The following is a 22,115-nucleotide window of genomic DNA, read 5'->3' on the forward strand; positions in this document are numbered from 1 at the left end:
CTGACGACGATGGGCGAATATGTGATCAAGCTGCCCGATGTCGGCGAAGGCGTCGCCGAGGCCGAGCTGGTCGAATGGCAGGTCAAGGTCGGCGATCTCGTGCGCGAGGACGCGGTGCTGGCCGCCGTCATGACCGACAAGGCGACGGTCGAGATTCCCTCGCCCGTTGACGGCGAGATCGTCTGGCTCGGTGCGGAGATCGGCGACACGGTGGCGATCGGCTCGCCCATCGTCAGATTGAAGGTGGCCGGCGAAGGCAATGTGAAGGCCGCTGCGGAATCGTCGGGAGGTGAGGCGAAAGCCACCGAGGCTACCCCCACCCCGGGCCCCTCCCCACAAGGGGGAGGGGGACGAGCTTCGGCCGCCAAAGCCGATGCCAAATCGGTCGCGCGCCCGTCCGCAAAAGTTTCCGCGCGTGAGGATGAACCGGCGACGGAATCCGCCTCCCCCTTGTGGGGAGGAGTTGGGGGTACTGCGGTCGGTGGGGGTTTCGCGGCCGTCTCCGGCGCGCCACGCCTCGAAGGCGAAAAGCCGCTGGCGTCGCCGGCCATCCGCCTCAGGGCGAAAGAGGCCGGCATCGATCTGCGTCAGGTCACAGGAAGCGGCCCGGCCGGCCGTATCCAGCATGAGGACATCGAGGCGTTTCTGGCGCGCGGGCCGCAGCTCGCGAAAATCTCCGGCCTCGCCCCCAACGAGACGATCGAGGACATCAAAATCATCGGGCTCAGGCGAAAAATTGCCGAGAAGATGACGCTGGCCAAGTCGCGCATTCCGCACATCACCTATGTCGAGGAGATCGATGTTACCGCACTCGAGGATTTGCGCGCCGCGCTCAACAAGGAGAAGCGCACCGGCGCGGAAAGGCCGAAGCTGACGCTGCTGCCGTTCCTGATGCGGGCGATGGTCAGGGCGATCGCCGACCAGCCCAACCTCAACGCGCTGTTCGACGACGAAGCCGGCATCATCCACCAGCATGGCGGCGTCCATATCGGCATTGCCGCGCAGACGCCTTCGGGGCTGGTGGTGCCGGTGGTCAAACACGCCGAGGCGCGCGACATTTGGGACTGTGCCGCCGAGCTCAACAGACTCGCCGAGGCGGCCAAATCAGGCACGGCGACGCGCGACGAGCTCTCGGGTTCGACCATCACCATCACCTCGCTCGGCGCCATGGGCGGTGTCGCGACGACGCCGGTGATCAATCATCCGGAAGTGGCGATCCTCGGCGTCAACAAAATGATGGTGCGGCCGGTGTGGGACGGCACCCAGTTCATTCCACGCAAGATGATGAACCTGTCCTCCAGCTTCGACCACCGGGTGATCGACGGCTGGGACGCCGCTGTGTTTATTCAACGGATCAAGGCGCTGCTGGAGTCCCCGGCGCTGATTTTTGTGGATTGAGGCTGTGGTGCAAGAAATGAGAGCGGCAGTGATCCTTCCCACCCCCCTCTGTCCTGGCAGGACAGAGGGGGTGCTGTCCTTCCGGCAGGAAAAATTTTGCACCGCTGCGACGCCTTGAGAGGAATCCCATGAAGGAAATCTCCTGCAAGCTGCTCGTTATCGGTGCTGGCCCCGGTGGCTATGTCTGTGCCATCCGCGCCGGCCAGCTTGGCATCGACACGGTTATCGTCGAGTTCGGCAAGCCGGGCGGCACTTGTCTCAATGTCGGCTGCATTCCGTCCAAGGCGCTGATCCATGCGGCCGAGGAGTTCGAGAAAATCTCGCATATGGCGGGCGGCAAGAGTCCGCTCGGCATTTCGATTGGAACAGCATCCATTGATCTCGAAACGACCATCGCCTGGAAGGATGGTATTGTTAGCCGGCTGAATAGCGGCGTGGCCGGCCTGCTCAAGAAGGCCGGGGTCAAGACCGTGCACGGCTGGGCGAAATTCCGTGACGGCAAGACCGTCGAAGTCCAGACCGAGACCGGAATGCAGGTGGTCCGCGCCGAGACGGTGGTCATCGCGACCGGCTCGGCGCCGGTCGAGTTGCCGTCGCTGCCGTTCGGTGGACCGGTGATCTCGTCGACCGAAGCGCTGGGGCTGAGCGAAGTGCCGGAAAGACTTGCCGTCGTCGGCGGCGGCTATATCGGGCTGGAGCTCGGCATCGCCTTCGCCAAGATGGGCGCCAAGGTGACCGTGGTCGAGGCTTTGCCGCGCGTACTGGCGCAATATGATGCCGAACTGACCCGGCCGGTGGTGAAGCGGCTCGCCGAGCTCGGTATCGAGGTGCTTGTGGGCGCCAAGGCCAAGGGGTTGTCGACCAAGGGGGATGCGCTGCTGGTCGAGACGAAGGACGGCAAGAATGGCAAGATCGTTGCCGACAGGATTCTGGTCACCGCCGGGCGCAAGCCGGTGGTCGAAGACTGGGGGCTGGAGCAGATCGACCTCGACATGGCGGGAAAATTCATCCGCATCGACGACCAGTGCCGCACCTCGATGCGCGGCATCTTTGCCGTTGGCGACGTCACCGGCGAGCCGATGCTGGCGCACCGGGCGATGGCGCAAGGCGAAATGGTCGCCGAGATCGTCGCCGGCCACAAGCGCGGCTGGGACAAACGCTGCATTCCCGCTATCTGCTTCACCGATCCGGAGCTGGTCACCGCAGGCCTGTCGCCGGAGGAGGCAAAGGGGCTCGGCGGCGACATCAAGGTCGGATTGTTCCCCTTCGCCGCCAATGGCCGGGCGATGACGAAGATGGGTGAGGAGGGCTTTGTCCGGATCGTTGCCCGCGCGGACAACCATCTGGTGCTCGGCATCCAGGCGGTCGGTCACGGCGTGTCGGAACTGTCGACGGCTTTCGGCCTGGCACTGGAAATGGGCGCGCGGCTGGAGGATATAGCCGGCACCATCCATTCCCACCCGACGCAAGGTGAGGGTTTTCAGGAAGCGGCGCTGAAGGCGCTCGGGCATGCGCTGCATATCTAGATGCAGGTGGCAGGGACGTTGATAGGGGCGGCCCCTATGCTTCGTCATTCCAGAGCGTAGCGAAGGCAAAGCGGAGCCAAGACCCTGGGATCCATGTCGTGAAGCGGTCGAAGAATGCGACGGAGCAGAATTTCGCACCGTGGATGCGCCCTTACATCACGGCATGGGTCTGCGCCGCGTCGCTTCGCTCCTTGCTCAGCCCCAGGATGACGAAGGCGTCGCCGGGAACTTAACCCGCCAGCCGGCTAACCATCTCGTGTTGCGCATAGGCGTGGCCGAAGCGGTTGGCTAGGAAGGCGTCGAGCGCGATGTCTTCCTGCTTGATGAAGCCCTTCGCCGGCAAGGTGCCGTCGGCCAGCATGTCAAGGACCGCGCAAATGGCTGACGCGGTGGTGATCTGGATGGCGCTGCGCACCATGTCGCCGACGCGCCTGGCGTAGATCTTGTTGGCGTAGGTTTCCTGCAGCAGGCGGCCGTTCTTGCGGCCGCTGACGGTGACGAAGACGATGACCACATCCTGCAGCGTCGCCGGCAGGGCGCTCTCGAAAATGTCCTTCAGCACGTCGCGTCGGTGGCGCAGGCCGAGATCGTTGAGCAACGCCTTCATGATCGCGGCGTGGCCGGGGTAGCGGATGGTGCGATAGTTCAGCGTGCGCACCTTGCCCTTCAGCGTTTCGGCCAGCGTGCCGAGCCCGCCCGAGGTGTTGAACGCCTCGTAGGTGACACCGTCGAGCGAGAATTCCTCGCGCTCCTCCAGCGGCGGCACCTCGATCAGTTCGCCTTCGACGATCGCCTCGCAAGGCTCACAATATTCATTGATGACGCCGTCGGTGCTCCAGGTCAGATTGTAGTTCAGCGCATTCGAAGGGTATTGCGGCAGCGCCCCGACCCGCATGCGCACGCTTTCCAGCGTGTCGAAGCGGCTGGCGAGATCGTTGGCGACGATCGAGATGAACCCCGGCGCCAGCCCGCACTGCGGAATGAAGGCGCTGTTGGCGGAGCGCGCCAATTGCTTGACGCGTCTGGTGCTGACGACGTCCTCGGTCAGGTCGAGATAGTGGACGCCGGCGCTGGCTGCCGCTTCGGCAATGCGCGCGGTCAGGTGGAAGGGGGCGGCGCTGAGCACGGCGAATTTGCCGGCCAAAGCGGCTTCGAGCGTGCCTGATGCTTCGATGTCGAGTTCCAGCGTCTTGACCGTTTCGGGCATTTCGGCCGCGCCGAGCTGCGCCGCCGAGCGGTCGACGAGGGTGACATGGTAGTCGCCGGTGGAAGCCAGCATCTCGGCGATGGTCGAGCCGATCTTGCCGGCGCCGACGACAATGATTTTCTTCATGACGGGTTTCCCTCGCCCTACCTTTGCTCAAGACGATAGAATCGCAGCTTGCCTGTCGAAAGGAAGCGTGGAATTGTGCGAAACGAAGCGTCTTATTGATCAAAATGCCGATGAGGTTCGTCGAAAGTGCTTAGCAACGCCGAACAGGCCCTGCTTTCCCTGCTACGGGTGAATGCGCGCGCCTCGACGGCCGAGCTGGCGCGGCGGCTGGGCGTGTCGCGGACAACCGTTCAAAGCCGGATCGAGCGGCTGGAACAGCGCGGCATCATCACCGGCTATGGGGTCAGGCTTTCGCCTGACTATGAACAGGGACTGGTGCGGGCGCATGTCCTGCTCACCGTCACGCCCAAGCTTGCCGACAAGGTTGTGCGCAGCCTGCAGGCGCTGTCGCCGGTGCGGACGCTGCATTCGGTGAGCGGCAATTTCGACATGATCGTCATCGTCGACGCGCCGTCGATTAGGGATCTCGACACGCTCCTTGACGAGATCGGCGCGATGGACGGAGTCGAGCGGACATCGTCCTCGATCATCCTGTCGACGCGGATCGATCGCTGACGGGCCTTCAGCCGACATGCCGTCGTAAAACAATGTTCGAGAGAGCGGGTGTCCGCTCCTTTGATCACTGGTGCCGCGCGGCGCGGCGGACACTCTGCACCAGGATGGCGAGGCAGCCGATTAGCAGCAGGATGCCACCAAAGAGCGGCGGCAGCGCCAGAAACTTCACCGCCGCCGTGATCGCCGCGATCAGCAGCAGGGCGAGCAGCGCCAGATTGCCGTCGTCGACGAACATGCCGATGAATTCCCTCACAGCAAGGCGAACGAGGTTCATCGGGCCAGCCCTCCGATGGCTGCGGGACAGGCGCTGCGCAGCCAGCGCACGATGGCAAAGGACGCCAGCGCGACGATCGCGAAGATCGCGAGCAAGGCCAGATCGTCGCCCGGCAGTGCGCATCGATGCCTTCGCCGGTCCAGAAGATGCCTAAGCTGGTCAGCATCAGCCCGATGACGAATTTGAGCGCATTTTCCGGGACGCGCGCCAGCAGCCGATGCAAAGCGAGGCCGATGAGCATCACCAGGACGAACGCCGCCAGGGCGCCGAGGCTCGCATAGAGCGTCTGCCCGTGTGCGGCGCCGACTGCGATGACGATGAACACCACTTCGACACCTTCGAGCAGCGGCCCGAACGTCATGACCAGTGCGGCGAGCAGCGCCAGCGCCAGTGTCGCGCCGAGCAGCGCCGGTCGCCAACTGCGCGTTACGCCGACCGCGAGCACGATGGTGAAAGCTTCGACGGCCTCGACGAAGGAAGCGAGAAAAGCGGCCGTGATGGTCGAGAAGATGGGTGTGAGCCGGTCATTTTTTCCGTCCTCGGGGGCTATGACCGCTTCTTAGCATGGACGCGGGGGCGGCATCCGACCCCGATTCTCACAAATTTGTACGCCATTTGAGCTTGTCGGCGCTGCCTCTGCCGCTTGGCGCTCAACCGCCGATCAGATCCAGAAACGGCAGATTGCTGGCCATCAGGCCAGCGTCGACATTCAAGGTGGTGCCGGTAATGCCGCTTGCAAAGGGCGACGCCAGGAATGCCGCGGCGCGGGCGACCTCGACGGGCTCGACCAGCCTGCCGAGCGGATAGAGCTTGCCGACGGCTGCGAGGATCTCCGGCTTGTGGGCGAGGCGATGCTCCCAGGCTCCGGTGCGGATCGAGCCGGGAATGACGGCGTTGGCGCGGATGCCGTTGCGGCCTTCCTCGGTGGCGATGGCGCGCATCCAGGCGTTGAGTGCTGCCTTGGCGGCGGCGTAGGCGGGATTGCCGAAATGGGCTTGCGCGTTCACCGAGGAGATGAACACGAAGGCGGCGCCTTGTGGCTGGTTGCGCATGACGGGAAGCAATGCCTGCGTCAGCAGGGCGGCGCTGCGGAAATTCAGATTCATTTCGCGGTCGAGGGCGGTCGTCGAGACATCGGCGAGCGTTTCCGCCCGCGTCCAGCCGGCGTTGGAGATGACCGCCGCCGGTGCCGCGCTTGCGCCGATGCGCTTGGCAAATGCCGTCACGGCTTCGTCATCGAGCAGGTCGAAATAATGCACTTCCTCTATTCCGGCACCGGTCAGGTCGGTTCCCTCACGGTCGCACGCAATAACCCTTGCCCCGCATGCGGACAGGACGGCGACCAGCGCGCTGCCGACGCCGCCAGCCGCACCTGTCACAACCACGCTGCGGCCACTGAAATCGATCATCCGGCTCCTCGCTTTTCCCTGGCCAATCCTCGCTTGCCGGATGACTTGACGCAACCACCTGCCACGCAGGATGCTGGTGCTCTTGTAATAAAGCAACATGAATTCCAAAAAATGTTGCTTTCCAACACGGCCTGTATGAGAATCGCCGGGGTCGGCGTAGACCTTGCGGCAGGAAACCGGAAACCGGCGCAGCGAAAGAGCCGAACCGCGCGGACTCTCCGGCGATTGCCGCCAATGTTTTGAACAGGAGACTTTCCTTGCCCAAGCAGTGTTTTGGAACTTCCCACGTGCCGCTGTCGCCGGCGGTCCGGGCCGGCGACATGGTCTATGTCTCCGGCCAGGTGCCGGTCGGCAGCGACGGCACCGTGGTTATGGGCGGCATCGCCGAGCAGACCGAGCAGGTGCTTTCGAACGTCAAGGCGGCGCTGGCGCTGGCCGGCTGCAGCATGGACGACGTGGTCAAGACGACAGTCTGGCTCGAGGACGCGCGCGACTTCAGCGCTTTCAATGCCGTCTATGCCAGGCATTTCCCAAAGGATCCGCCGGCCCGCACCACGGTCGAGTCACGGCTGATGATCGACATCAAGATCGAGGTCGAGGCTGTCGCCTACAGACCGATTTGACGAAAAACGGGAACGGAGCCGGACGCCGATGCAATTTGATCTTCTCCTGAAGGGCGGCCGCCTTATCGATCCGGCGTCCGGCCTCGACGCGCAACGCGATCTGGCCATCGCCGGTGGCCGCATCGCCGCGATCGATTCCGACATCCCGTTCGAGCGTGCCGCACGCGTCATCGACGCCACCGGTTCCATCGTCGCGCCCGGCCTCATCGACCTGCACAGCCACGTCTATTGGGGCGGCACTTCGCTTGGCGTCGATGCCGACCGCCTCGCCGCAAAAAGCGGCACCACCACCTTCATCGATGCCGGAAGTGCTGGCGCCGGCAACTTTCTCGGCTTTCGCCGCCATGTCATCGAGCGCTCGAAGGTCCGCATCCTGGCCTATGTCAACATTTCCTTTGCCGGCATTTTCGGCTTCTCGCAGACCGTTTCGGTCGGCGAGTGCAGCGATCTCCGACTCTGCGAACCGCGCGAGACGGTGGCGGCGGTGCGCGAGCACGCAGACGTGATCGTCGGCGTAAAAGTCCGCTCGGGTCGCCATGCCGGCGGCAGCAGCGGCATCGCGCCGGTCGATCTGGCGCTCGAGGCCGCCGACCAGGCCGGCCTGCCGCTGATGGCGCATATCGACGAGCCGCCGCCGGGCCGCTCGGAAGTGCTGCCGCGGCTGCGCAAGGGCGACATCCTCACCCACTGCTTCCGGCCGTTTCCCAACGCGCCGATCTTCGCCTCCGGCGCGGTGCGGCCCGACATGCGGCTGGCGCGCGAGCGCGGCGTCATCTTCGATATCGGCCACGGCATGGGCTCATTCGACTTCGAGGTCGCCAAGGCGATGCTCGGCGAGGGGCTGGCGCCGGATGTGATCAGCAGCGACGTGCATCTCTACTGCGTCGACGGTCCCGCCTTCGACATTCTGGTCTGCATGTCAAAACTGCTGGCGCTCGGCATGCCGCTCGTCGAGGTGCTGCGCGCCGCAACGCAGCGGCCGGCCGAGGCGATCGCAAGGCCCGAGCTTGGCACGCTGGCGGTCGGTGCCATCGGCGACGTCGCAGTGCTGCGGCTGCGTCCGGGCCGCTTCACCTTTGTCGACGCCGTCGGCGCGTCGCTGATCGCCGAGCAGAGGCTGGTCTCGGATGGTATCGTGGTCGGCGGCACCTGGTGGCCGAACGAGGCCGTGGACGATCTGAGCGATATCGAGCGCTTCGAAGCACATGCCCACGACACGCATGTCGATGTCGTGGCCAGGCATTTCGGGCATGGGCACGGGTGAGGCTGTGCGCTCTCCCCTTCTCCCCCTTGTGGGAGAAGGTGTCGCCGAAGGCGACGGATGAGGGATGTTCCAGAGAGCACCAGCGCCTCATTCCGTCCAGCACCCCTCAACCGTCTTGGTGCTGCGCGCCAATCCACCTTCTCCCACAAGGGGAGAAGGGAAGGCCTGGAGCTACCGCCCCGACGCCCCATAAACCGGCGTCGGAACTCCTTCCATCCGCGCCTTGATCTGCAGCGCGACGAACTTCGAATAGAAGCGCGATAGCGCCAAATTGCCGCCGTGGAACCATAGCGCTTCCTGCGCCGTCGGCTTCCACATGTTGCGCAATTCGCCTTGCCATGGTCCGGGGTCGCCTTTCACGCCCGAGCCAATCCCCCAGCACGGCCCGACCTTGTCGGCGACCTGGCGCGAGACGATCGCCGCCACGGTCTCGTTCATCGATTGATAGCCGGTGCAGGAGATGACCGCATCGGCCGCCAGTTCGGTGCCGTCGTCGAACAGGATGCCTGTCGGCGTCAGCGACTTGATCTCGACGCCACTGCGGATGCCGATCTCGCCGTCGATGATCAGATCGGAAGCGCCGACGTCGATGTAATACCCCGAGCCGGTGCGGTAGGCCTTCATCAGCAGCCCGGTCTCGTCGTCGCCGAAATCGATGGCGAAGCCGGCGTTGCGTAAGCGGTCGTAGAAGGCCGCGTCGCGCGCCTTGATGATGTCGTAGAGCGCCCGCTGGTTTTGCGGCAGCAGCGCGAACGGCGTCGAGGCGACGATCATGTCCGCTTTTTCGGTGGTGATGCCGCGCGCTAGCGCTTTTTCCGAAAAGATCTCGAACCCGACCTCCATCAGCGTGTCTGATTTGACCACCGTCGTCGGCGAGCGCTGGATCATGGTGACCTCAGCACCGCTTTCCCAGAGGTCGACCGCGACATCGTGCCCCGAACTCGCCGCGCCGAGGACCGCGACGCGTCTGCCCCGGAAATTCTCGCCGCTGGAATACTGGCTGGAGTGCAGGACCTCGCCCTGGAAAACATCGGCGCCGGGGAGGTCGATCTGCCTCGGTGGGCCATAGGCGCCGGTTGCGAAGACAATGTGCTTCGGCTTCAGCGTGATGCGCTCGCCGGCGCGATCGACCTCGACCGTCCAGACCTTTTCGGCCTCGTCATAGCTGGCGCTGACGCATTTCGTAGAGGTCCAGTAATTGAGCTCCATGACGCGCGTGTACATTTCCAGCCAGTCGCCCATCTTGTCCTTGGGCGTGAACACCGGCCAGTTTTCCGGAAACGGGATGTAGGGCAGATGGTCGTACCAGACCGGGTCGTGCAGCACGAGCGAGCGATAGCGGTTGCGCCAGGAATCGCCGGCCCGCGCATTCTTCTCGATGATGACGGCCGGCACGCCGAGCTGCCTGAGCCGTGCCCCCAGCATGATGCCGCCCTGGCCGCCGCCGATGACCAGACAGTAGGGCTGCTCAATGGCGCCGAGATCACGCGCCTCGCGCGCTCTCGCCTCTGCCCAAGTCTCGCGGTCCGGGTCGGCCTTGTGGCGTACACCCAAAGGCCGCGCCGGCCCTTTGCGCTCCTCAAAGCCCTTGAGGTCGCTCATCGCCGTGAACAGCGTTCGGCATCGGCCGTCCTGCAGGCGCATGATGCCTTGGCCCCACGCCGATGATGTCTCGAAGGTGAACCAGGCCTCGACGATGCCTTCGTCGGAGCTCGCCGCGCCACTAAGCTGCCAGGCTGTCGGCTTTGTCCTCGAAAGCGTGGCTTCCAGCATGTCGCGGACCGCCGCACGGCCTTCCATCGTCTTGATGTTCCAGGTGAAGGTCAGCAGATCGCGCCAGTAGCAGTCCTCGACGAACAGATTGACCGCGGCCTCGGCATCGCCCGCGTCGAGCGACCGGGCGAGGGAGGAAAACCAGGTGGCCGCCTGTTTCGATGGTGCCATGTCGAGCATTTGTGGTCCTTCTACCTTTCCAAGTCGGCGCCGCCGCGCCTTTCCTTCTTCCACAACAAGGGGAAAAGGAGAAGCCGCGCCCCTCAATCCCCCAGCGGTTCCATCTCCTTGCCCGTCCTGTGGATCTGGGCGTTGTATTTGATGCGGCGGGCCGTTTCGCGGGCCGAGCCGTCGAGCTTGTAGGCGGCCGCCACGGCCATCAGGTCGATCGCGGCGAGGAAAGCAAAACGCGAGGCGGTCGGCTTCAGCGTGTCGGGATATTCGGGAACCGCTACCGTCAGCCTGACGTCGCAGGCGCGGGCAAGGTCGGTGTCGGGCGCGGTCACGCCGATCGCGTTGGCGCGGTAATGCTTGGCGAGCTCGACGGCCTCGATCACTTCGCGCGTGCGTCCCGTAGCCGAGATGGCGATCACCAGATCGCTGGGCTTCAAGGTCGAGGCGGTCATCCGCATCAGATACGGATCGCATTGGGCGCTGACGGTGATGCCGTAGCGGAACAGCCGGTACTGGGTTTCCTGCGCCAGCGCCGACGAGCTGCCGCCAAGGCCGAAGACCGTGACCTGGCGCGCCTTAGCGATGAGCTCGGCGGCCTTCACCAGCTGCGCCGGATCAAGCTGCCGTTCGGCCTCCTGCAACGCCCGGCGGGCCTCGCCGAACACCGCATTCCAGAACGGCATGCCATTGTCGCTGCTGGTGGGCGGCGGCTTGCTCAGATAGAGCGCGCCGACGACGAGGCTTTGCGCCAGCTTCAGCTTGAAGTCGCGCACGCCCTCGCAGCCGATGGCGCGGCAGAACCGGGTCACCGTGGGTTCGCTGACCTGGGCGCGCTGGGCGAGCACGGCATTGGAGGCGTCGACCGCGAACCTGACGTCGTCGAGCACGACATCGGCGACGCGCCGCTCAGCCGGGCGCAATTCACCGTAAGAGTCCTTGACCAGCGAAATGATGTCGGGGATGCGCCTGACATGATCGCGCCCATCTGGATCGCGCCCATCCGGGTCGCCGTCCGAGGTCGGCCGCCCCTGGCCGTCAGCTTCGGTCATGAGTCATCCCTGCCGTTCGTGGAAGTCGACCTCTACCATGTTTGCGCACCGCTTGCCTGCTTCGCCTCACGCGGTCGGTGTCCCGAAGTATGTAGGAAAGCAACAAGCTTTTCAAGAAATAGAAAAGGCAATCCAAACAATGATGTAACCGTGGTACAAACGATCTCTCTGACTAGAGCAGCGGTCGCCGCTTGACAGTAAAGTAGGATAGTTACAGACTGATTTTTGCGACGAATGACCCAATGGATCATCGCGCAACCTGCGAGGGGCGCATGAACGCGGGCAGTGCAAAAACCCCGAAGCTTGGCGTGCAGGCCGCGACCAAGATCTATCATATGGCTTCCGGCGACCTCCTGGCGCTGGATCGCTGCAGCCTCGACGTTCACGCCAATGAGATCGTCTCGATCGTCGGCCCCTCCGGCTGCGGCAAGACCACGCTTTTGTGGTCGATGTCCGGCCTGCATCGCCTGTCCAGTGGGACAATCCGGCTCGACGGCAGAGAGATCACCGGGCCGCATCCGGATATCGGCATCGTCTTCCAGGAGGCAAACCTGCTGCCCTGGCGCAATCTTGACGCCAACATCCATTTTCCCTTCGAGATCAAGGGCGAGAAGCCGGATCGCGCCTGGATCGCCCACCTCGTCAATCGTGTTGGGCTCGACGGCTTCGGCGGCAAGTTTCCGCGCGAGCTTTCGGGCGGCATGCAGCAGCGAGCGGCAATCGTGCGGGCGCTGGCGCTGAAGCCCTCGGTGCTTTTGATGGACGAGCCGTTCGGTGCACTCGACAGTTTCACCCGCGAAGAGATGAACCGTCTCGTCGAGGAGATCTGGCTCGACACCAAAACCACCATCGTCTTCATCACCCACAGCATCGAGGAGGCGATCTTCCTGTCCGACAGAGTGGTGGTGCTGAGCGCGCGGCCGGGGCGCGTCGCCCAGGAATACCGCGTGCCGTTTGCACGCCCGCGCTCGCTGGAGATCATGGCGACAAAAGAAATCTTCGATCTCACCAACACGATCAAGATGGACATCGTCGGCGAACGCGTACGACCGAAGGCGCGGGAGCGCGGCACCGCAGAAATTGTGAGGATCAGGCCGTGAGCGGAGGCGACGCCATACCGGAATTCTCCAAAACCAAGGCAGGCGCCAAGGCCGGCGAAGGTCACGACGTCAGCCTGACCAATCTTTCGGCGTTTGCCAGCGGGCCCGGCATCAGGTCGGGCGCCGAGGTCGCGGCCATCATCGCTGTCGCGGTGGTCATCATCGGCGGCATCGAGCTGGCGCTGCGGCTGTTCAATGTGCCGCACTACATCATGCCGGGGCCAAGCGCGATCGCCTACGCGCTGTACGACGAGTTCCCGCTGATCGCGCCGCATCTCGGCTACACGCTGGTCGAGCTGGTCTCCGGCTTCTCGATCGGCGCCATTATCGGCTTGGTGATGGCCGCGGTGATCACGCAATTCCCGTTCGCCGAAAAGATCGTCGCGCCCTACATCCTGATCCTGGTCACCACGCCGATGCTGGCGCTGGTGCCGCTTCTTATCCTGCGCTTCGGCTTCGGTTACACGCCGCGCATCATCGCGGTCGCGCTTGCCGCCGGGCCGATGGTGATGATCAATGCGGCGACGGGCTTTCGCCGCGTCGACAGCGCCAAGATCGCGCTGGCGCGTTCCTATGGCGCCAGCACCTTGCAGATATTCTGGAAGATCCGCGCGCCGATGGCGCTGCCGATGATCCTTGTTGGCCTGATGATCGGCGCGATCTTTGGGCTGCTGACCGCGGTCGGCGCCGAGATGGTCGGCGGCGGCTTCGGCCTCGGCAACCGGCTGACCACCTATTCGTCGATGATCCAGATGCCGCAATTCTTCGCGGTAGTTCTGATCCTCTCGACCCTCGGCATCCTGATCTACGTGCTGTTCTTTCTGATCGGCAAGAAGTGGGCGAGCTGGGAGGCGTAGGGCATGTCGCCCAAAAGTGCGCCGCAATTTTGGAATAACGACATGCATAAAACGAGGACTTAGCGCGCGGGGCAATGATGGCGCCTGGGAGGCGGGCGAGAGAACTACCGGCCAACAAAAAAGGGGAAATGCCATGACCAAGGAAAGTCACATCGGTTTCAAGGCGGGGATCAGCCGCCGCTATTTTCTGCAAGTCACCGGAGCAGGCGTGGTGACCGCCACCGCGCTCGGCGCCTCGGCGTTCAGGGCACAAGCCGAGCCATACGGCAAGTTCACCTGGATTTCGCCGCGCGGCACGCTCGAAGTGCTCGACGACTATCCCTATTGGGCGGCCAAGAAGGCAGGCTATTTCGGCGACCTCGACACCGACATGCAGCCGGGCCCGTCGGACGGCACCGCGACGGTGAAGTTCGTCGATGTCGGCCAGGCAGACATGGGCTTTCCCTCGCCCGGCGTCTTCTCCTTCGCCATCCAGAACGGCATGAAGCTCAAATCCGTGTTTCACATGGGGGCGCGCGACACGTTCAGCTTCGCCTTCCGCAAGGGCGAGGGAACGAACGACCTGAAGACGCTCGAGGGCAAGACTATCCTGCTCGGCTCCGCCGCATGGCAGTCGATCACCGATCCGCTGCTGGCCTCGCAAGGCGTCGACATCAAGAAAGTCAAGTATGTCGAGGCCGGCTGGCCGACCTGGGGCACCGCACTGGCCGGCGGCCAAGGCGATGCGGCGCTGTCGTGGGAAGGTCTGCGGGCCGAATGGATCGCCAAGAACCTCGACTTCGAATACTGGCTCGGCGTGCAGAACTCGAAGCTGCCGGCGAACACTTTCGTCGTGCGGTCGGCCGATCTCGATGATCCCGACCGCAAGGCGTTCCTGGAGAAATACCTGCGCGGCTGGGCGATGGGCCTGGAATTCGGCTACCAGAATCCGCGCGCGGCCGTCGAAGCGGTGTTCGAGCAGTTCCCGACGCTGGCCAAGAATCTCGGGCCTGAGCTCGGCACCACCTCGATCCTGCAGCAGATCAACGTCTTCCGTGGCGACATGGATAAGCGCGAAGGCTGGGGTTCGCACGACATGGCGAGCTGGCAGGGCTTCTTCGACCAGATCCACAAGATCGGCCAGATCACCAACCCGGTGAAGGCCGAGGACGTCTGCACCAACGAACTGATCGGCCCGGCCAATGATTTCGACAAGGCCAAGGTCAAGGTCGATGCCGACGGCACCAAGCTGTCGGAGGGCTTTGCTGCGCTCGACGTCGAGAAGATCAAGGCGCATCTGTTCGACTCAGCGGTCAAGTAGGGCACTTGGTGACGATATGGGCGGCGACTGGGTCGCCGCCCCAACCAAATCAAAAAAGGGAGGTGGCTTTGACCGACAAGGTGAAAGTGCTGGTGATTGGTCTCGGCAATATGGGCGCGTCGCATGCCAGCGCCTATCACAGGCTCGACGGTTTTGAGATCGTCGGCATCATGAGCCGCACGATCAAGAGCAACACAAAGATCCCGGCGGAATTAGCCGGCTATCCGCTCTACGAGGATTTCGACCAGGCGCTGAACGAGACCAGGCCGGATGCCGTTTCCATCAACAGCTGGCCCAACACGCATGCCGAATATGCGCTGAAGGCGATTGCCGCGGGCTGCCACGTGTTCATGGAAAAGCCGCTCGCCACCAATATCGAAGACGCCGAAAAGGTCGTCGCTGCGGCCCGCGCCAAGAACCGCAAACTGGTGCTCGGTTATATCCTGCGCGTCCACCCGTCATGGATCAAGTTCATCGAGGTCGGCAAGACGCTCGGCAAGCCGCTGGTCATGCGCCTCAACCTCAACCAGCAGAGCAGCGGCAGCGCCTGGCACTGGCACAAGAACCTGATCGATTCGCTGATCCCGATTGTCGATTGCGGCGTGCACTATGTCGATGTGATGTGCCAGTTGACCGGCGCCAAACCGGTCCGCGTTCACGGCATCGGCGCGAAATTGTGGGCCGATGCCGCCAAGCAGAATTATGGCCATCTGCACGTCACCTTCGATGACGGTTCGGTCGGCTGGTATGAGGCGGGCTGGGGGCCGATGATGAGCGAGACGGCCTATTTTGTGAAGGACGTGATCGGCCCGAGGGGCGCGGTCTCGATCGTCGCCGGTCAGACGGCAAGCAGTGCAGCTGAACTCGCCGAGGTGTCGAACTCAGCCGATATCGACCGACACACCAAGACCGACGCGCTCAAGATCCACTATGCCGAGGTCGACGTCGACAAGAATTTCAAGAAGCCCGACGAGATCGTCAGCATGGAGGACGAGCCCGGCCACCAGGAGCTTTGCGACCGCGAGCAGGCATTCTTCCTGCGCGCCATCCGCGAGGATCTTGATCTGACCGAGCAAATGGATGCCGCGGTCAACAGCTTGCGCATCGTGCTTGCCGCCGAGCAGAGCATTGCGGAAGGGCGGACCGTCGAGTTGGGGTAAGATGTTCGGCTGCGGGCTCGAAGAAGAGATGCCAGCAAGGCCAGTCGCCTCAGACGAATGAGCGACCCCGTGTTGAGCGTTTAAGGGCCGATCCTGGCGCCGCCCCTCATCGCCCTGCCGGGCACTTCTCCCCGTATAGTGACGGGGAGAAGAACGCCTTCGCTAAGGATTTCCCCAATCTCTGGCGTTGCGGAGTGGAAACGGCCACGGTTAGTGGCCAATTGAGCGCCCACGCAAAAACGCACCACCGGCCCGAAGCCGGTGGTGCTCTCTGGACAGTCTGTAGGGGCAGGACCGTTCCAGGGATCCCTTAGGATCGGACTCAAATGTCGGCTTTTCCTTCACCCATGGCATCGGCCGAACAGATGAAGGAGCCTGCCAACTGGCTAAGAATCTCGACAGGGCGATGTGCCGCCGAGCAGCGCATGATTTGCAATATTATTCGGCCGCGTCAGGAATTTCGCCGGAGGTGTCGTCGGAAGTCTCTGCCGGATCAGCCTTTCTTGCCAGGAACTTGTCCAAGGCTGCCTGCAAGGACAGGGTGGCCTGCGGTGAGGCCGGCGTCGTAGAAACGACAGCCATCGCATGGGCAATTCCCCGAGTGGACTTGTCCTTGGCCGCCGCAGACGTTGCGGCTCCGTGTCCCTGCGATCCAGCCCCAGCCGAATTTCCGCCATTGCCGTTGCTTGCGCCGTTACCCTTCCCGCCGCCATTGCCGCCGGGTCCGGCGAGGACTGGAGACGCGACAAGGGCGAGAGCGGCGACCGTTGCGAACAGACTGGTTCGAGTTTTCATAATTCCTCCTTCGAGCCGCCCTCCCGCCAGGAAAGAATATGAGGACTCTCTAATATGAAAGGTCCACTATCGGCCAGTTTGACTTAAATCCACCTGTCCGCAAGGGACCTTGGTCCGAAATTGAAAGGCAAAGGTCCTAGACTCTACTTGGGGACGTATTTGGCGCGGCGAACAAAGCGCCTGCTGGCCACGGGCAGCTGGCAAGGACAAGCTCGCTCCGTCTTCTGGGTGATGCCGTGCTGCCGCCAAAACGAAAAAGCCGCGGCGAACCGCGGCTTTTCGATGCTTGATTCCTGGAAGGAAACTGGAGCGGGTGAAGCGATTCGAATGCTCGACCCCAACCTTGGATGAGTATGCTGGAGCTGATCGGCCCCCGAGCATTCAGATCTTCCGGTCGCTCCAACCTTAAAGTCAAACGCTCCGCTCCCTGGTTGTTGCCGGGCACACTACCTCTTCCGAGCTCCGGCGGCTGGTCGAGAAACTCGTAGCCAAGCCAAAAGAGGCTCAGTAGTAGCGACCGCCGCTGCTTGGCAGCACAAAGCGAGCAGCTGTGCTCTTTTAGAAAAAAGGGCTGCCGGTCCGCATGCTTGTTAGGAACGAATCGACATTGCACAATTGGATGCGCTGGCTTTAGCTCGCTGGCGCTTCCTTGTGACCCGATTCCAAGGTAGGAGCGAAGCCATTCCTCTCGAGCATACCCCGGAAGGAAACTGGAGCGGATGAAGTGATTCGAACGCTCGACCCAACCTTGAAAACGTCAATTTCTGCCAACGCCGCCCTATCCGAATTTCCGCTACCAGAATCCGAGATGATCAATACCAATGAAATGATGCAGGTTCTTCTGGACCACGTGGCAAGCGGGCAGCTGAGCAGACGCAGCTTCCTGGCTTCAGCATATGGACCCTCTTGGGTAATACGAATTGAAAATTGCGCCCTCATGTTTCAAAACAGGTCGGTAGACCCGCGAGGATGGTTTCGTGCGGGGTCGTCCACGGTCCTCAAGCCGAGAATTCTAAAAGACGTTCAACAATGACCCAGCACGTACAAAACGCTCGAATTCTCATGTACAGCCACGACACGTTCGGGCTCGGCCACTTGCAGCGCTGCCGGACGATCGCGCATTCGCTGGTCGAGGATTTCCGCGGTCTTCAGGTGCTTATCATTTCGGGTGCGACTATCGCTGGCGCCTTCGACTACCGCGCCCGTGTCGACTTCGTGAAGATCCCCAGCGTCATCAAGTTGCGCAACGGCGAATACACCTCGCTGGAAAAGGATATCGATCTGCATGAGACGCTAAGGATGCGCCAGTCGATCATCCGCCATACAGCCGAGACCTTCCGGCCGGATATCTTCATCGTCGACAAGGAACCGCTCGGCCTGCGCGGTGAGATCGAGGACACGCTGTCCTACCTCAAGACGCGGGGCACCACGCTCGTGCTTGGCCTGCGCGAGGTGATGGACGCGCCGCATCTGCTCGAAGCAGAGTGGGCACGCAGGGATGTGATGCGCAAGATAGGCCTGTTCTATGACAAGATCTGGGCCTATGGTCCGCCGGATTTCTACGATCCGTTGACCGGCCTGGAGGTGCCGCCGGCTATCAGGGCAAAGATGAAGTTCGTCGGTTTCCTGCAACGGAGCCTGCAGAAGAACGAGTTGCCCGGCCACCGGCCCGAGGGCGACTATATCCTCGTTACCACCGGTGGCGGCGGTGACGGCGCCGATCTGATCCACAGCGTCATCGATGCCTATCAGCAGGATCCGCAATTGCAGCATAGGGCGTTGATCGTGCTTGGGCCTTACATGCCGGCGCGCAAGCGCAACAAGCTGCTCAAGAAGGGGTCCAAGATCCCCTATATCAGGATCATCGAGTTCGACAACCGCATGGAAGAGCTGATTGCCGGCGCCAAGGCGGTCGTGGCGATGGGCGGTTACAACACCTATTGCGAGATACTGTCGTTCGACAAGCCGGCGCTGATCGTGCCGCGCGTCAAGCCCCGCGAGGAACAACTGATCCGAGCACGGCGCGCAGCCGAACTCGGCCTCATCGAAATGCTTTTGCCGGAAGAAGCCGAGGATTCCCAGCGGTTTGCCAATGCACTGGAGGTGCTGCCGGACCGGCCCGGCCCATCGCAGAGCCATCCGCATCTGACGCTGGAAGGGCTGCCTCACATTTCCGAAATCGTCGCGGAACTGCTCGACCGGCGGGGCGGCCATCACCTTTCGGTCATTGAAGGCATGAACTGAGTTGCAACATCGCAAGATCGTCGTGGTTCTGAAGGGCTATCCGCGGCTGTCGGAAACGTTCATCGCGCAGGAACTGCTCGGTCTGGAGCGTGCGGGGTTCGACCTGATACTGGTCTCGCTCAGGCGGCCGACCGACGCAAAACGCCACCCCGTGCATGACGAGATCAAAGCGCCCGTCCATTATCTGCCGGAATATCTGCATGAAGAGCCGCTACGCGTGGTTCGCTCGCTGTTTGCTTATCTGCTGCGGCCGGGCTTCTGGCGCGCGCTCCGATCGCTTGGTACCGATATCCGCCGCGACTTTACGCGCAATCGCGCGCGCCGCTTCGGGCAAGCGCTCGTGCTGGCCGCTGAATGGCCGGAAGGCGCGGGCTGGCTGCATGCACATTTCGCGCACACACCGGCATCGGTGACGCGCTATGCCAGCCAGCTTCGTGGCCTGCCCTGGAGCTGCTCGGCCCACGCCAAGGACATCTGGACTTCGGCGGACTGGGATCTGGCTGGCAAGCTTTCCTCGGCGCGCTGGACGGTCACTTGCACAAAAGCCGGCTTCGACCGTCTGAAAAAACTCGCTAACGGCAACTCGTCTGTGCATCTGAGCTATCATGGGCTCGACCTTGATCGCTTCGGCGATTTCGGCGAGGCGCGAAAACAGCATGACGGCTCGGCGCCGGATGAACCGGTTATCGTTCTGAGCGTCGGGCGCGCCGTTGAAAAGAAAGGTTACGATACGTTGCTGGAGGCCCTTGCCCTCTTGCCTGGTGATTTGGCCTGGCGTTTCGAGCATATCGGCGGCGGCGAGGAACTGGAACGGTTCAAGGCGCTGGCGCAAAAGCTCGGCCTGGATGGTCGCGTCTCCTGGAAAGGCGCGCTTGCGCAGGAGGAGGTGCTTGAGCACTACCGCTGCGCCGACATCTTCGCCCTGGCCTGCAGGATCGCCGCAAATGGCGACCGGGACGGTCTGCCGAATGTTCTGGTGGAGGCGGCTAGCCAGCGGCTTGCCTGCGTGTCGACCGATATTTCCGGCGTGCCGGAGCTTTTATCGCCGGATGAAACCGGGCTGCTGGTTCCGACGGAAGACCCAATTGCCCTGGCACGGGCGCTGGAGCGCCTGATCCGTGATCCCGTGCTGCGCGCCCGCCTCGGCGACGCCGCAGAGCGGCGCGTGCGCGGCAATTTCGATCATATGGCAAGCATTGGACAGCTCAAGGAACTGTTCGAGCGGGAGTGGCGGGCCGCCGAATGAAGCGGCTGCGCGCTTTCTTCTATGTCCAGCACCTGCTCGGTATCGGCCATCTCGCGCGCGCCAGCCGCATTGCGGCGGCTCTGGTCGATGACGGGTTTGACGTAACCGTCGTGACCGGCGGAGCGCCGATCGCGGGGTTTCCGGGATTGGGTGTAAAATCTGTAACCCTGCCGCCTGTCACCTCCGGTGATGAAGGATTTTCCGGACTTGTCGACCTGCAAGGCAAACCCATCGACGATGATTTCAAGAAATGGCGTTCAGAGATGCTGCTGCAGGCATTCCGAGATTGCAGGCCTGATATCGTCATTGTCGAGGCGTTTCCATTTGGACGCCGGCAGATGCGTTTCGAACTCCTGCCGCTGATCGAGGCCATCGACGCGGCGTCGCCCAGACCGCTGCTGGCGACGTCCGTCCGTGATATCCTTCAGGAGCGCGTCAAGCCAGGCCGAAACGAGGAAACGGTCGATCTCATCAACAGGCATTTCGACCTTGTTATGGTCCACGGCGATCCGGCTTTCGCAACCATCGACAAGACATTTCCACTGGCTGAGGCGATCAGGGCCGAGGTCACCTACACAGGGCTCGTTGCCGCGCCGCCATCGCCCGCCGCCTCCGAGCGCTTCGACGTTCTGGTGTCGGTTGGCGGCGGGGCTGCCGGAAAGAGCCTTGTCAGCTCCACCATCGCAGCGGCGCGGAATGCCCAAAACGCTTGGAAATGGTGCTTGATCACCGGCCCAAACCTGCCGCAAGACGAGTTTGACGCGATCGGACGCGATGCCTCGCCGGTCCTGTCCATCTTCCGGTTCCGCGAGGATTTCGCCAGCCTGCTCACCGGCGCCCGCCTGTCGGTCTCGCAGGCGGGTTACAACACGGTCTGCGATGTCCTGCGCGCGGGTTGTCGCTCCCTGCTCGTTCCATTTGCAGCCGGCGGCGAAACCGAACAGACGGTTCGCAGCCTCATGCTCGAAGAACTCGGTCTTGCAACGGTGCTGATGGAAAAGGACCTAACGCCTGAAGGTTTGGCGCAGGCGATCGAACAGGCGCTTGTGGGACCGACGCCAGCCGCGCATCGTCTTGATCTAGAAGGCGCGCATCGCTCGGCGCAAATCCTGCGCGAGCGGTATCGAACATGGTCCCTAAGTGGAGCCCGGTTTCGGAAAAGTTCATGATCAAACAGACGATAGATGCTAACGCGCGTCACGTCTGGCGAGGTTCGTGCGACGCACTACGCACTGTTGGGCGAAATGCATCAAACAGTTCCAATCAGCATGAAGCGGGTATAATTTTTTGTCGGCAGTTCGCCGGAGAACCGCACCTCCCGTAGCGCCGCCATTGCTTCGAAGGCTCCAAGTGAAGCCACGCAGTTGATGTGCGTCGGCTCGCTGAAATAATCGTTCGATTGCAGCAGTACAGTCGTGCCCCGCGGAAGCAGTGCAAGCCAGGCGCGCAGATCGGCTATGTGTTCGCAGCTCGTATTGACCACCAGGTCGGGCCGCCCGGCCGCATAGTCGAGTGCGTACATATCTGCCGTCAGCGCGCGGAACCGGTCGCCGGCTTCCCGGTTGAGGGTCCGGGCGACCGGCGCGACTTCGGGATCGATGTCGATGCTATCGACCGCCGCGATGTCGAAGCGGGCGTCGTTGAAAAGCATTGCCGGCAATACGCCGTACCATCCACCCAGAACCCATACGCGCCCGAACCGGCCGCCGCAGCTTTCGAACAGCCTGTCGAGCGCCCACATCTTGCAGGCGACCTGCTTGTGGTTGAAGGCGTTTGCGATATCGGCCTTCGGATGCTTGGTGATGACGCGCGCCAGCCCTGCCACGAGAGGGCAGTTGACATAGGCAGCAATTCCCCGCGTGAGGTCCAAGGCTTGCTCGTGCCAGCCCATGCCGGCATTGCGTGGTTGCGTGACATCCATCATATTCGTCTTGTATGTTGGGATTTCGGGCGACGCAATCTTGCCTCCCGCAAGGCTGTTTGATCCGCGGACGTGATTATGCTGCAAGCCGCTTCGCCATTGCCCGGTGCCGGA

Annotated in this window: 19 protein-coding genes and 1 pseudogene; 12 read left to right on the top strand and 8 right to left on the bottom strand. The window is 62.8% G+C overall.

What is annotated here, in order from left to right:
• Positions 1-9: 9 nt before the first annotated feature.
• Together A9K68_RS03895 and lpdA are read left to right on the top strand one after the other, a co-directional pair.
• Positions 10-1,398, top strand: coding sequence for a dihydrolipoamide acetyltransferase family protein (locus tag A9K68_RS03895; RefSeq protein ID WP_065006507.1), 1,389 nt, complete (start codon positions 10-12; stop codon positions 1,396-1,398).
• Between the two features lie 128 nt (positions 1,399-1,526).
• Positions 1,527-2,924 (top strand): dihydrolipoyl dehydrogenase, encoded by a 1,398-nt coding sequence (gene lpdA, locus A9K68_RS03900; protein ID WP_065006508.1) that lies wholly within the window; start codon positions 1,527-1,529, stop codon positions 2,922-2,924.
• Between the two features lie 229 nt (positions 2,925-3,153).
• Here lpdA and A9K68_RS03905 read toward each other — a convergent pair whose 3' ends face one another.
• Positions 3,154-4,257: a saccharopine dehydrogenase family protein gene (locus tag A9K68_RS03905; protein WP_065006509.1), complete on the bottom strand. Its 1,104-nt coding sequence runs from the start codon at positions 4,255-4,257 to the stop codon at positions 3,154-3,156.
• 126 nt (positions 4,258-4,383) lie between these two features.
• Here A9K68_RS03905 and A9K68_RS03910 point away from each other — a divergent pair, with 126 nt between their 5' ends.
• Positions 4,384-4,812 carry an Lrp/AsnC family transcriptional regulator gene (locus A9K68_RS03910; protein WP_065006510.1) on the top strand — a complete coding sequence of 143 codons (429 nt, stop codon included), beginning with the start codon at positions 4,384-4,386 and terminating at the stop codon, positions 4,810-4,812.
• Positions 4,813-4,876: 64 nt separating this feature from the next.
• On the opposite strand, the gene A9K68_RS03915 is transcribed toward A9K68_RS03910, so the two are convergent.
• The 3 genes and pseudogenes from A9K68_RS03915 to A9K68_RS03925 form a co-directional block, all read right to left on the bottom strand.
• Positions 4,877-5,086, bottom strand: coding sequence for a hypothetical protein (locus A9K68_RS03915; RefSeq protein ID WP_065006511.1), 210 nt, complete (start codon positions 5,084-5,086; stop codon positions 4,877-4,879).
• Positions 5,083-5,636 (bottom strand): annotated as a pseudogene (locus A9K68_RS03920) (hypothetical protein). Before A9K68_RS03920 ends, A9K68_RS03915 begins: the two are co-directional and overlap by 4 nt.
• Before the next feature lie 100 nt (positions 5,637-5,736).
• Entirely contained in the window at positions 5,737-6,495 is a 759-nt protein-coding gene (locus A9K68_RS03925; protein WP_065006512.1) for an SDR family oxidoreductase, read from the bottom strand.
• A gap of 257 nt (positions 6,496-6,752) precedes the next feature.
• Here A9K68_RS03925 and A9K68_RS03930 point away from each other — a divergent pair, with 257 nt between their 5' ends.
• Together A9K68_RS03930 and A9K68_RS03935 are read left to right on the top strand one after the other, a co-directional pair.
• Positions 6,753-7,118, top strand: coding sequence for a RidA family protein (locus tag A9K68_RS03930; RefSeq protein WP_065006513.1), 366 nt, complete (start codon positions 6,753-6,755; stop codon positions 7,116-7,118).
• Positions 7,119-7,146: 28 nt separating this feature from the next.
• A complete protein-coding gene (locus A9K68_RS03935; protein WP_065006514.1) occupies positions 7,147-8,382 on the top strand; it encodes an amidohydrolase/deacetylase family metallohydrolase in 1,236 nt (411 codons plus the stop codon).
• A 171-nt stretch (positions 8,383-8,553) separates the two neighbouring features.
• Here A9K68_RS03935 and A9K68_RS03940 read toward each other — a convergent pair whose 3' ends face one another.
• Together A9K68_RS03940 and A9K68_RS03945 are read right to left on the bottom strand one after the other, a co-directional pair.
• Complete coding sequence (locus A9K68_RS03940) at positions 8,554-10,335, bottom strand: NAD(P)/FAD-dependent oxidoreductase (RefSeq protein ID WP_065006515.1); 1,782 nt, start codon at positions 10,333-10,335, stop codon at positions 8,554-8,556.
• A gap of 83 nt (positions 10,336-10,418) precedes the next feature.
• Positions 10,419-11,378 carry a MurR/RpiR family transcriptional regulator gene (locus A9K68_RS03945; RefSeq protein WP_065006516.1) on the bottom strand — a complete coding sequence of 320 codons (960 nt, stop codon included), beginning with the start codon at positions 11,376-11,378 and terminating at the stop codon, positions 10,419-10,421.
• A gap of 272 nt (positions 11,379-11,650) precedes the next feature.
• Here A9K68_RS03945 and A9K68_RS03950 point away from each other — a divergent pair, with 272 nt between their 5' ends.
• The 4 genes from A9K68_RS03950 (at position 11,651) to A9K68_RS03965 (ending at position 15,795) form a co-directional block, all read left to right on the top strand.
• A complete protein-coding gene (locus tag A9K68_RS03950; RefSeq protein ID WP_065006560.1) occupies positions 11,651-12,478 on the top strand; it encodes an ABC transporter ATP-binding protein in 828 nt (275 codons plus the stop codon).
• Positions 12,475-13,335, top strand: a complete 861-nt coding sequence (locus tag A9K68_RS03955) for an ABC transporter permease (protein ID WP_065006517.1) — start codon at positions 12,475-12,477, stop codon at positions 13,333-13,335. The genes A9K68_RS03950 and A9K68_RS03955 overlap by 4 nt, the downstream gene beginning before the upstream one ends.
• A 133-nt stretch (positions 13,336-13,468) precedes the next feature.
• On the top strand, positions 13,469-14,635 hold the full coding sequence (locus A9K68_RS03960; protein ID WP_065006518.1) for an ABC transporter substrate-binding protein: 1,167 nt from the start codon (positions 13,469-13,471) through the stop codon (positions 14,633-14,635).
• A gap of 68 nt (positions 14,636-14,703) precedes the next feature.
• Positions 14,704-15,795, top strand: coding sequence for a Gfo/Idh/MocA family oxidoreductase (locus tag A9K68_RS03965; RefSeq protein ID WP_065006519.1), 1,092 nt, complete (start codon positions 14,704-14,706; stop codon positions 15,793-15,795).
• A gap of 438 nt (positions 15,796-16,233) precedes the next feature.
• Here the strand turns inward: A9K68_RS03965 and A9K68_RS03970 are convergent, their stop codons facing one another.
• Positions 16,234-16,590, bottom strand: a complete 357-nt coding sequence (locus A9K68_RS03970; RefSeq protein ID WP_065006520.1) for a hypothetical protein — start codon at positions 16,588-16,590, stop codon at positions 16,234-16,236.
• A 1,029-nt stretch (positions 16,591-17,619) separates the two neighbouring features.
• Between A9K68_RS03970 and A9K68_RS03975 the strand changes: the two genes are divergently transcribed.
• The 3 genes from A9K68_RS03975 to A9K68_RS03985 are packed head-to-tail and all read left to right on the top strand — an operon-like array spanning position 17,620 to position 21,249.
• A complete protein-coding gene (locus A9K68_RS03975) occupies positions 17,620-18,834 on the top strand; it encodes a glycosyltransferase family protein (protein WP_065006521.1) in 1,215 nt (404 codons plus the stop codon).
• A 1-nt stretch (position 18,835) separates the two neighbouring features.
• Positions 18,836-20,080, top strand: a complete 1,245-nt coding sequence (locus A9K68_RS03980; RefSeq protein ID WP_065006522.1) for a glycosyltransferase — start codon at positions 18,836-18,838, stop codon at positions 20,078-20,080.
• Positions 20,077-21,249 carry a glycosyltransferase family protein gene (locus A9K68_RS03985; protein ID WP_065006561.1) on the top strand — a complete coding sequence of 391 codons (1,173 nt, stop codon included), beginning with the start codon at positions 20,077-20,079 and terminating at the stop codon, positions 21,247-21,249. The genes A9K68_RS03980 and A9K68_RS03985 overlap by 4 nt, the downstream gene beginning before the upstream one ends.
• Before the next feature lie 80 nt (positions 21,250-21,329).
• On the opposite strand, the gene A9K68_RS03990 is transcribed toward A9K68_RS03985, so the two are convergent.
• Complete coding sequence (locus tag A9K68_RS03990) at positions 21,330-22,001, bottom strand: class I SAM-dependent methyltransferase (protein ID WP_082982164.1); 672 nt, start codon at positions 21,999-22,001, stop codon at positions 21,330-21,332.
• Between the last annotated feature and the right edge of the window lie 114 nt (positions 22,002-22,115).

This window comes from Mesorhizobium sp. AA22, assembly GCF_001672375.2.
GTDB lineage: Bacteria > Pseudomonadota > Alphaproteobacteria > Rhizobiales > Rhizobiaceae > Mesorhizobium > Mesorhizobium wenxiniae.

What these genes read in the sequence shown, in the direction of transcription:
- A9K68_RS03960 (WP_065006518.1), top strand. Translation starts at nt 13,469, where the DNA reads ATGACCAAGGAAAGTCACATCGGTTTCAAGGCGGGGATCAGCCGCCGC.
- A9K68_RS03925 (WP_065006512.1), bottom strand. Translation starts at nt 6,495, where the DNA reads ATGATCGATTTCAGTGGCCGCAGCGTGGTTGTGACAGGTGCGGCTGGC.
- A9K68_RS03935 (WP_065006514.1), top strand. Translation starts at nt 7,147, where the DNA reads ATGCAATTTGATCTTCTCCTGAAGGGCGGCCGCCTTATCGATCCGGCG.
- A9K68_RS03970 (WP_065006520.1), bottom strand. Translation starts at nt 16,590, where the DNA reads ATGAAAACTCGAACCAGTCTGTTCGCAACGGTCGCCGCTCTCGCCCTT.
- A9K68_RS03990 (WP_082982164.1), bottom strand. Translation starts at nt 22,001, where the DNA reads ATGGATGTCACGCAACCACGCAATGCCGGCATGGGCTGGCACGAGCAA.
- A9K68_RS03895 (WP_065006507.1), top strand. Translation starts at nt 10, where the DNA reads ATGGGCGAATATGTGATCAAGCTGCCCGATGTCGGCGAAGGCGTCGCC.
- A9K68_RS03945 (WP_065006516.1), bottom strand. Translation starts at nt 11,378, where the DNA reads ATGACCGAAGCTGACGGCCAGGGGCGGCCGACCTCGGACGGCGACCCG.
- lpdA (WP_065006508.1), top strand. Translation starts at nt 1,527, where the DNA reads ATGAAGGAAATCTCCTGCAAGCTGCTCGTTATCGGTGCTGGCCCCGGT.
- A9K68_RS03915 (WP_065006511.1), bottom strand. Translation starts at nt 5,086, where the DNA reads ATGAACCTCGTTCGCCTTGCTGTGAGGGAATTCATCGGCATGTTCGTC.
- A9K68_RS03940 (WP_065006515.1), bottom strand. Translation starts at nt 10,335, where the DNA reads ATGCTCGACATGGCACCATCGAAACAGGCGGCCACCTGGTTTTCCTCC.
- A9K68_RS03905 (WP_065006509.1), bottom strand. Translation starts at nt 4,257, where the DNA reads ATGAAGAAAATCATTGTCGTCGGCGCCGGCAAGATCGGCTCGACCATC.
- A9K68_RS03950 (WP_065006560.1), top strand. Translation starts at nt 11,651, where the DNA reads ATGAACGCGGGCAGTGCAAAAACCCCGAAGCTTGGCGTGCAGGCCGCG.
- A9K68_RS03975 (WP_065006521.1), top strand. Translation starts at nt 17,620, where the DNA reads ATGACCCAGCACGTACAAAACGCTCGAATTCTCATGTACAGCCACGAC.
- A9K68_RS03985 (WP_065006561.1), top strand. Translation starts at nt 20,077, where the DNA reads ATGAAGCGGCTGCGCGCTTTCTTCTATGTCCAGCACCTGCTCGGTATC.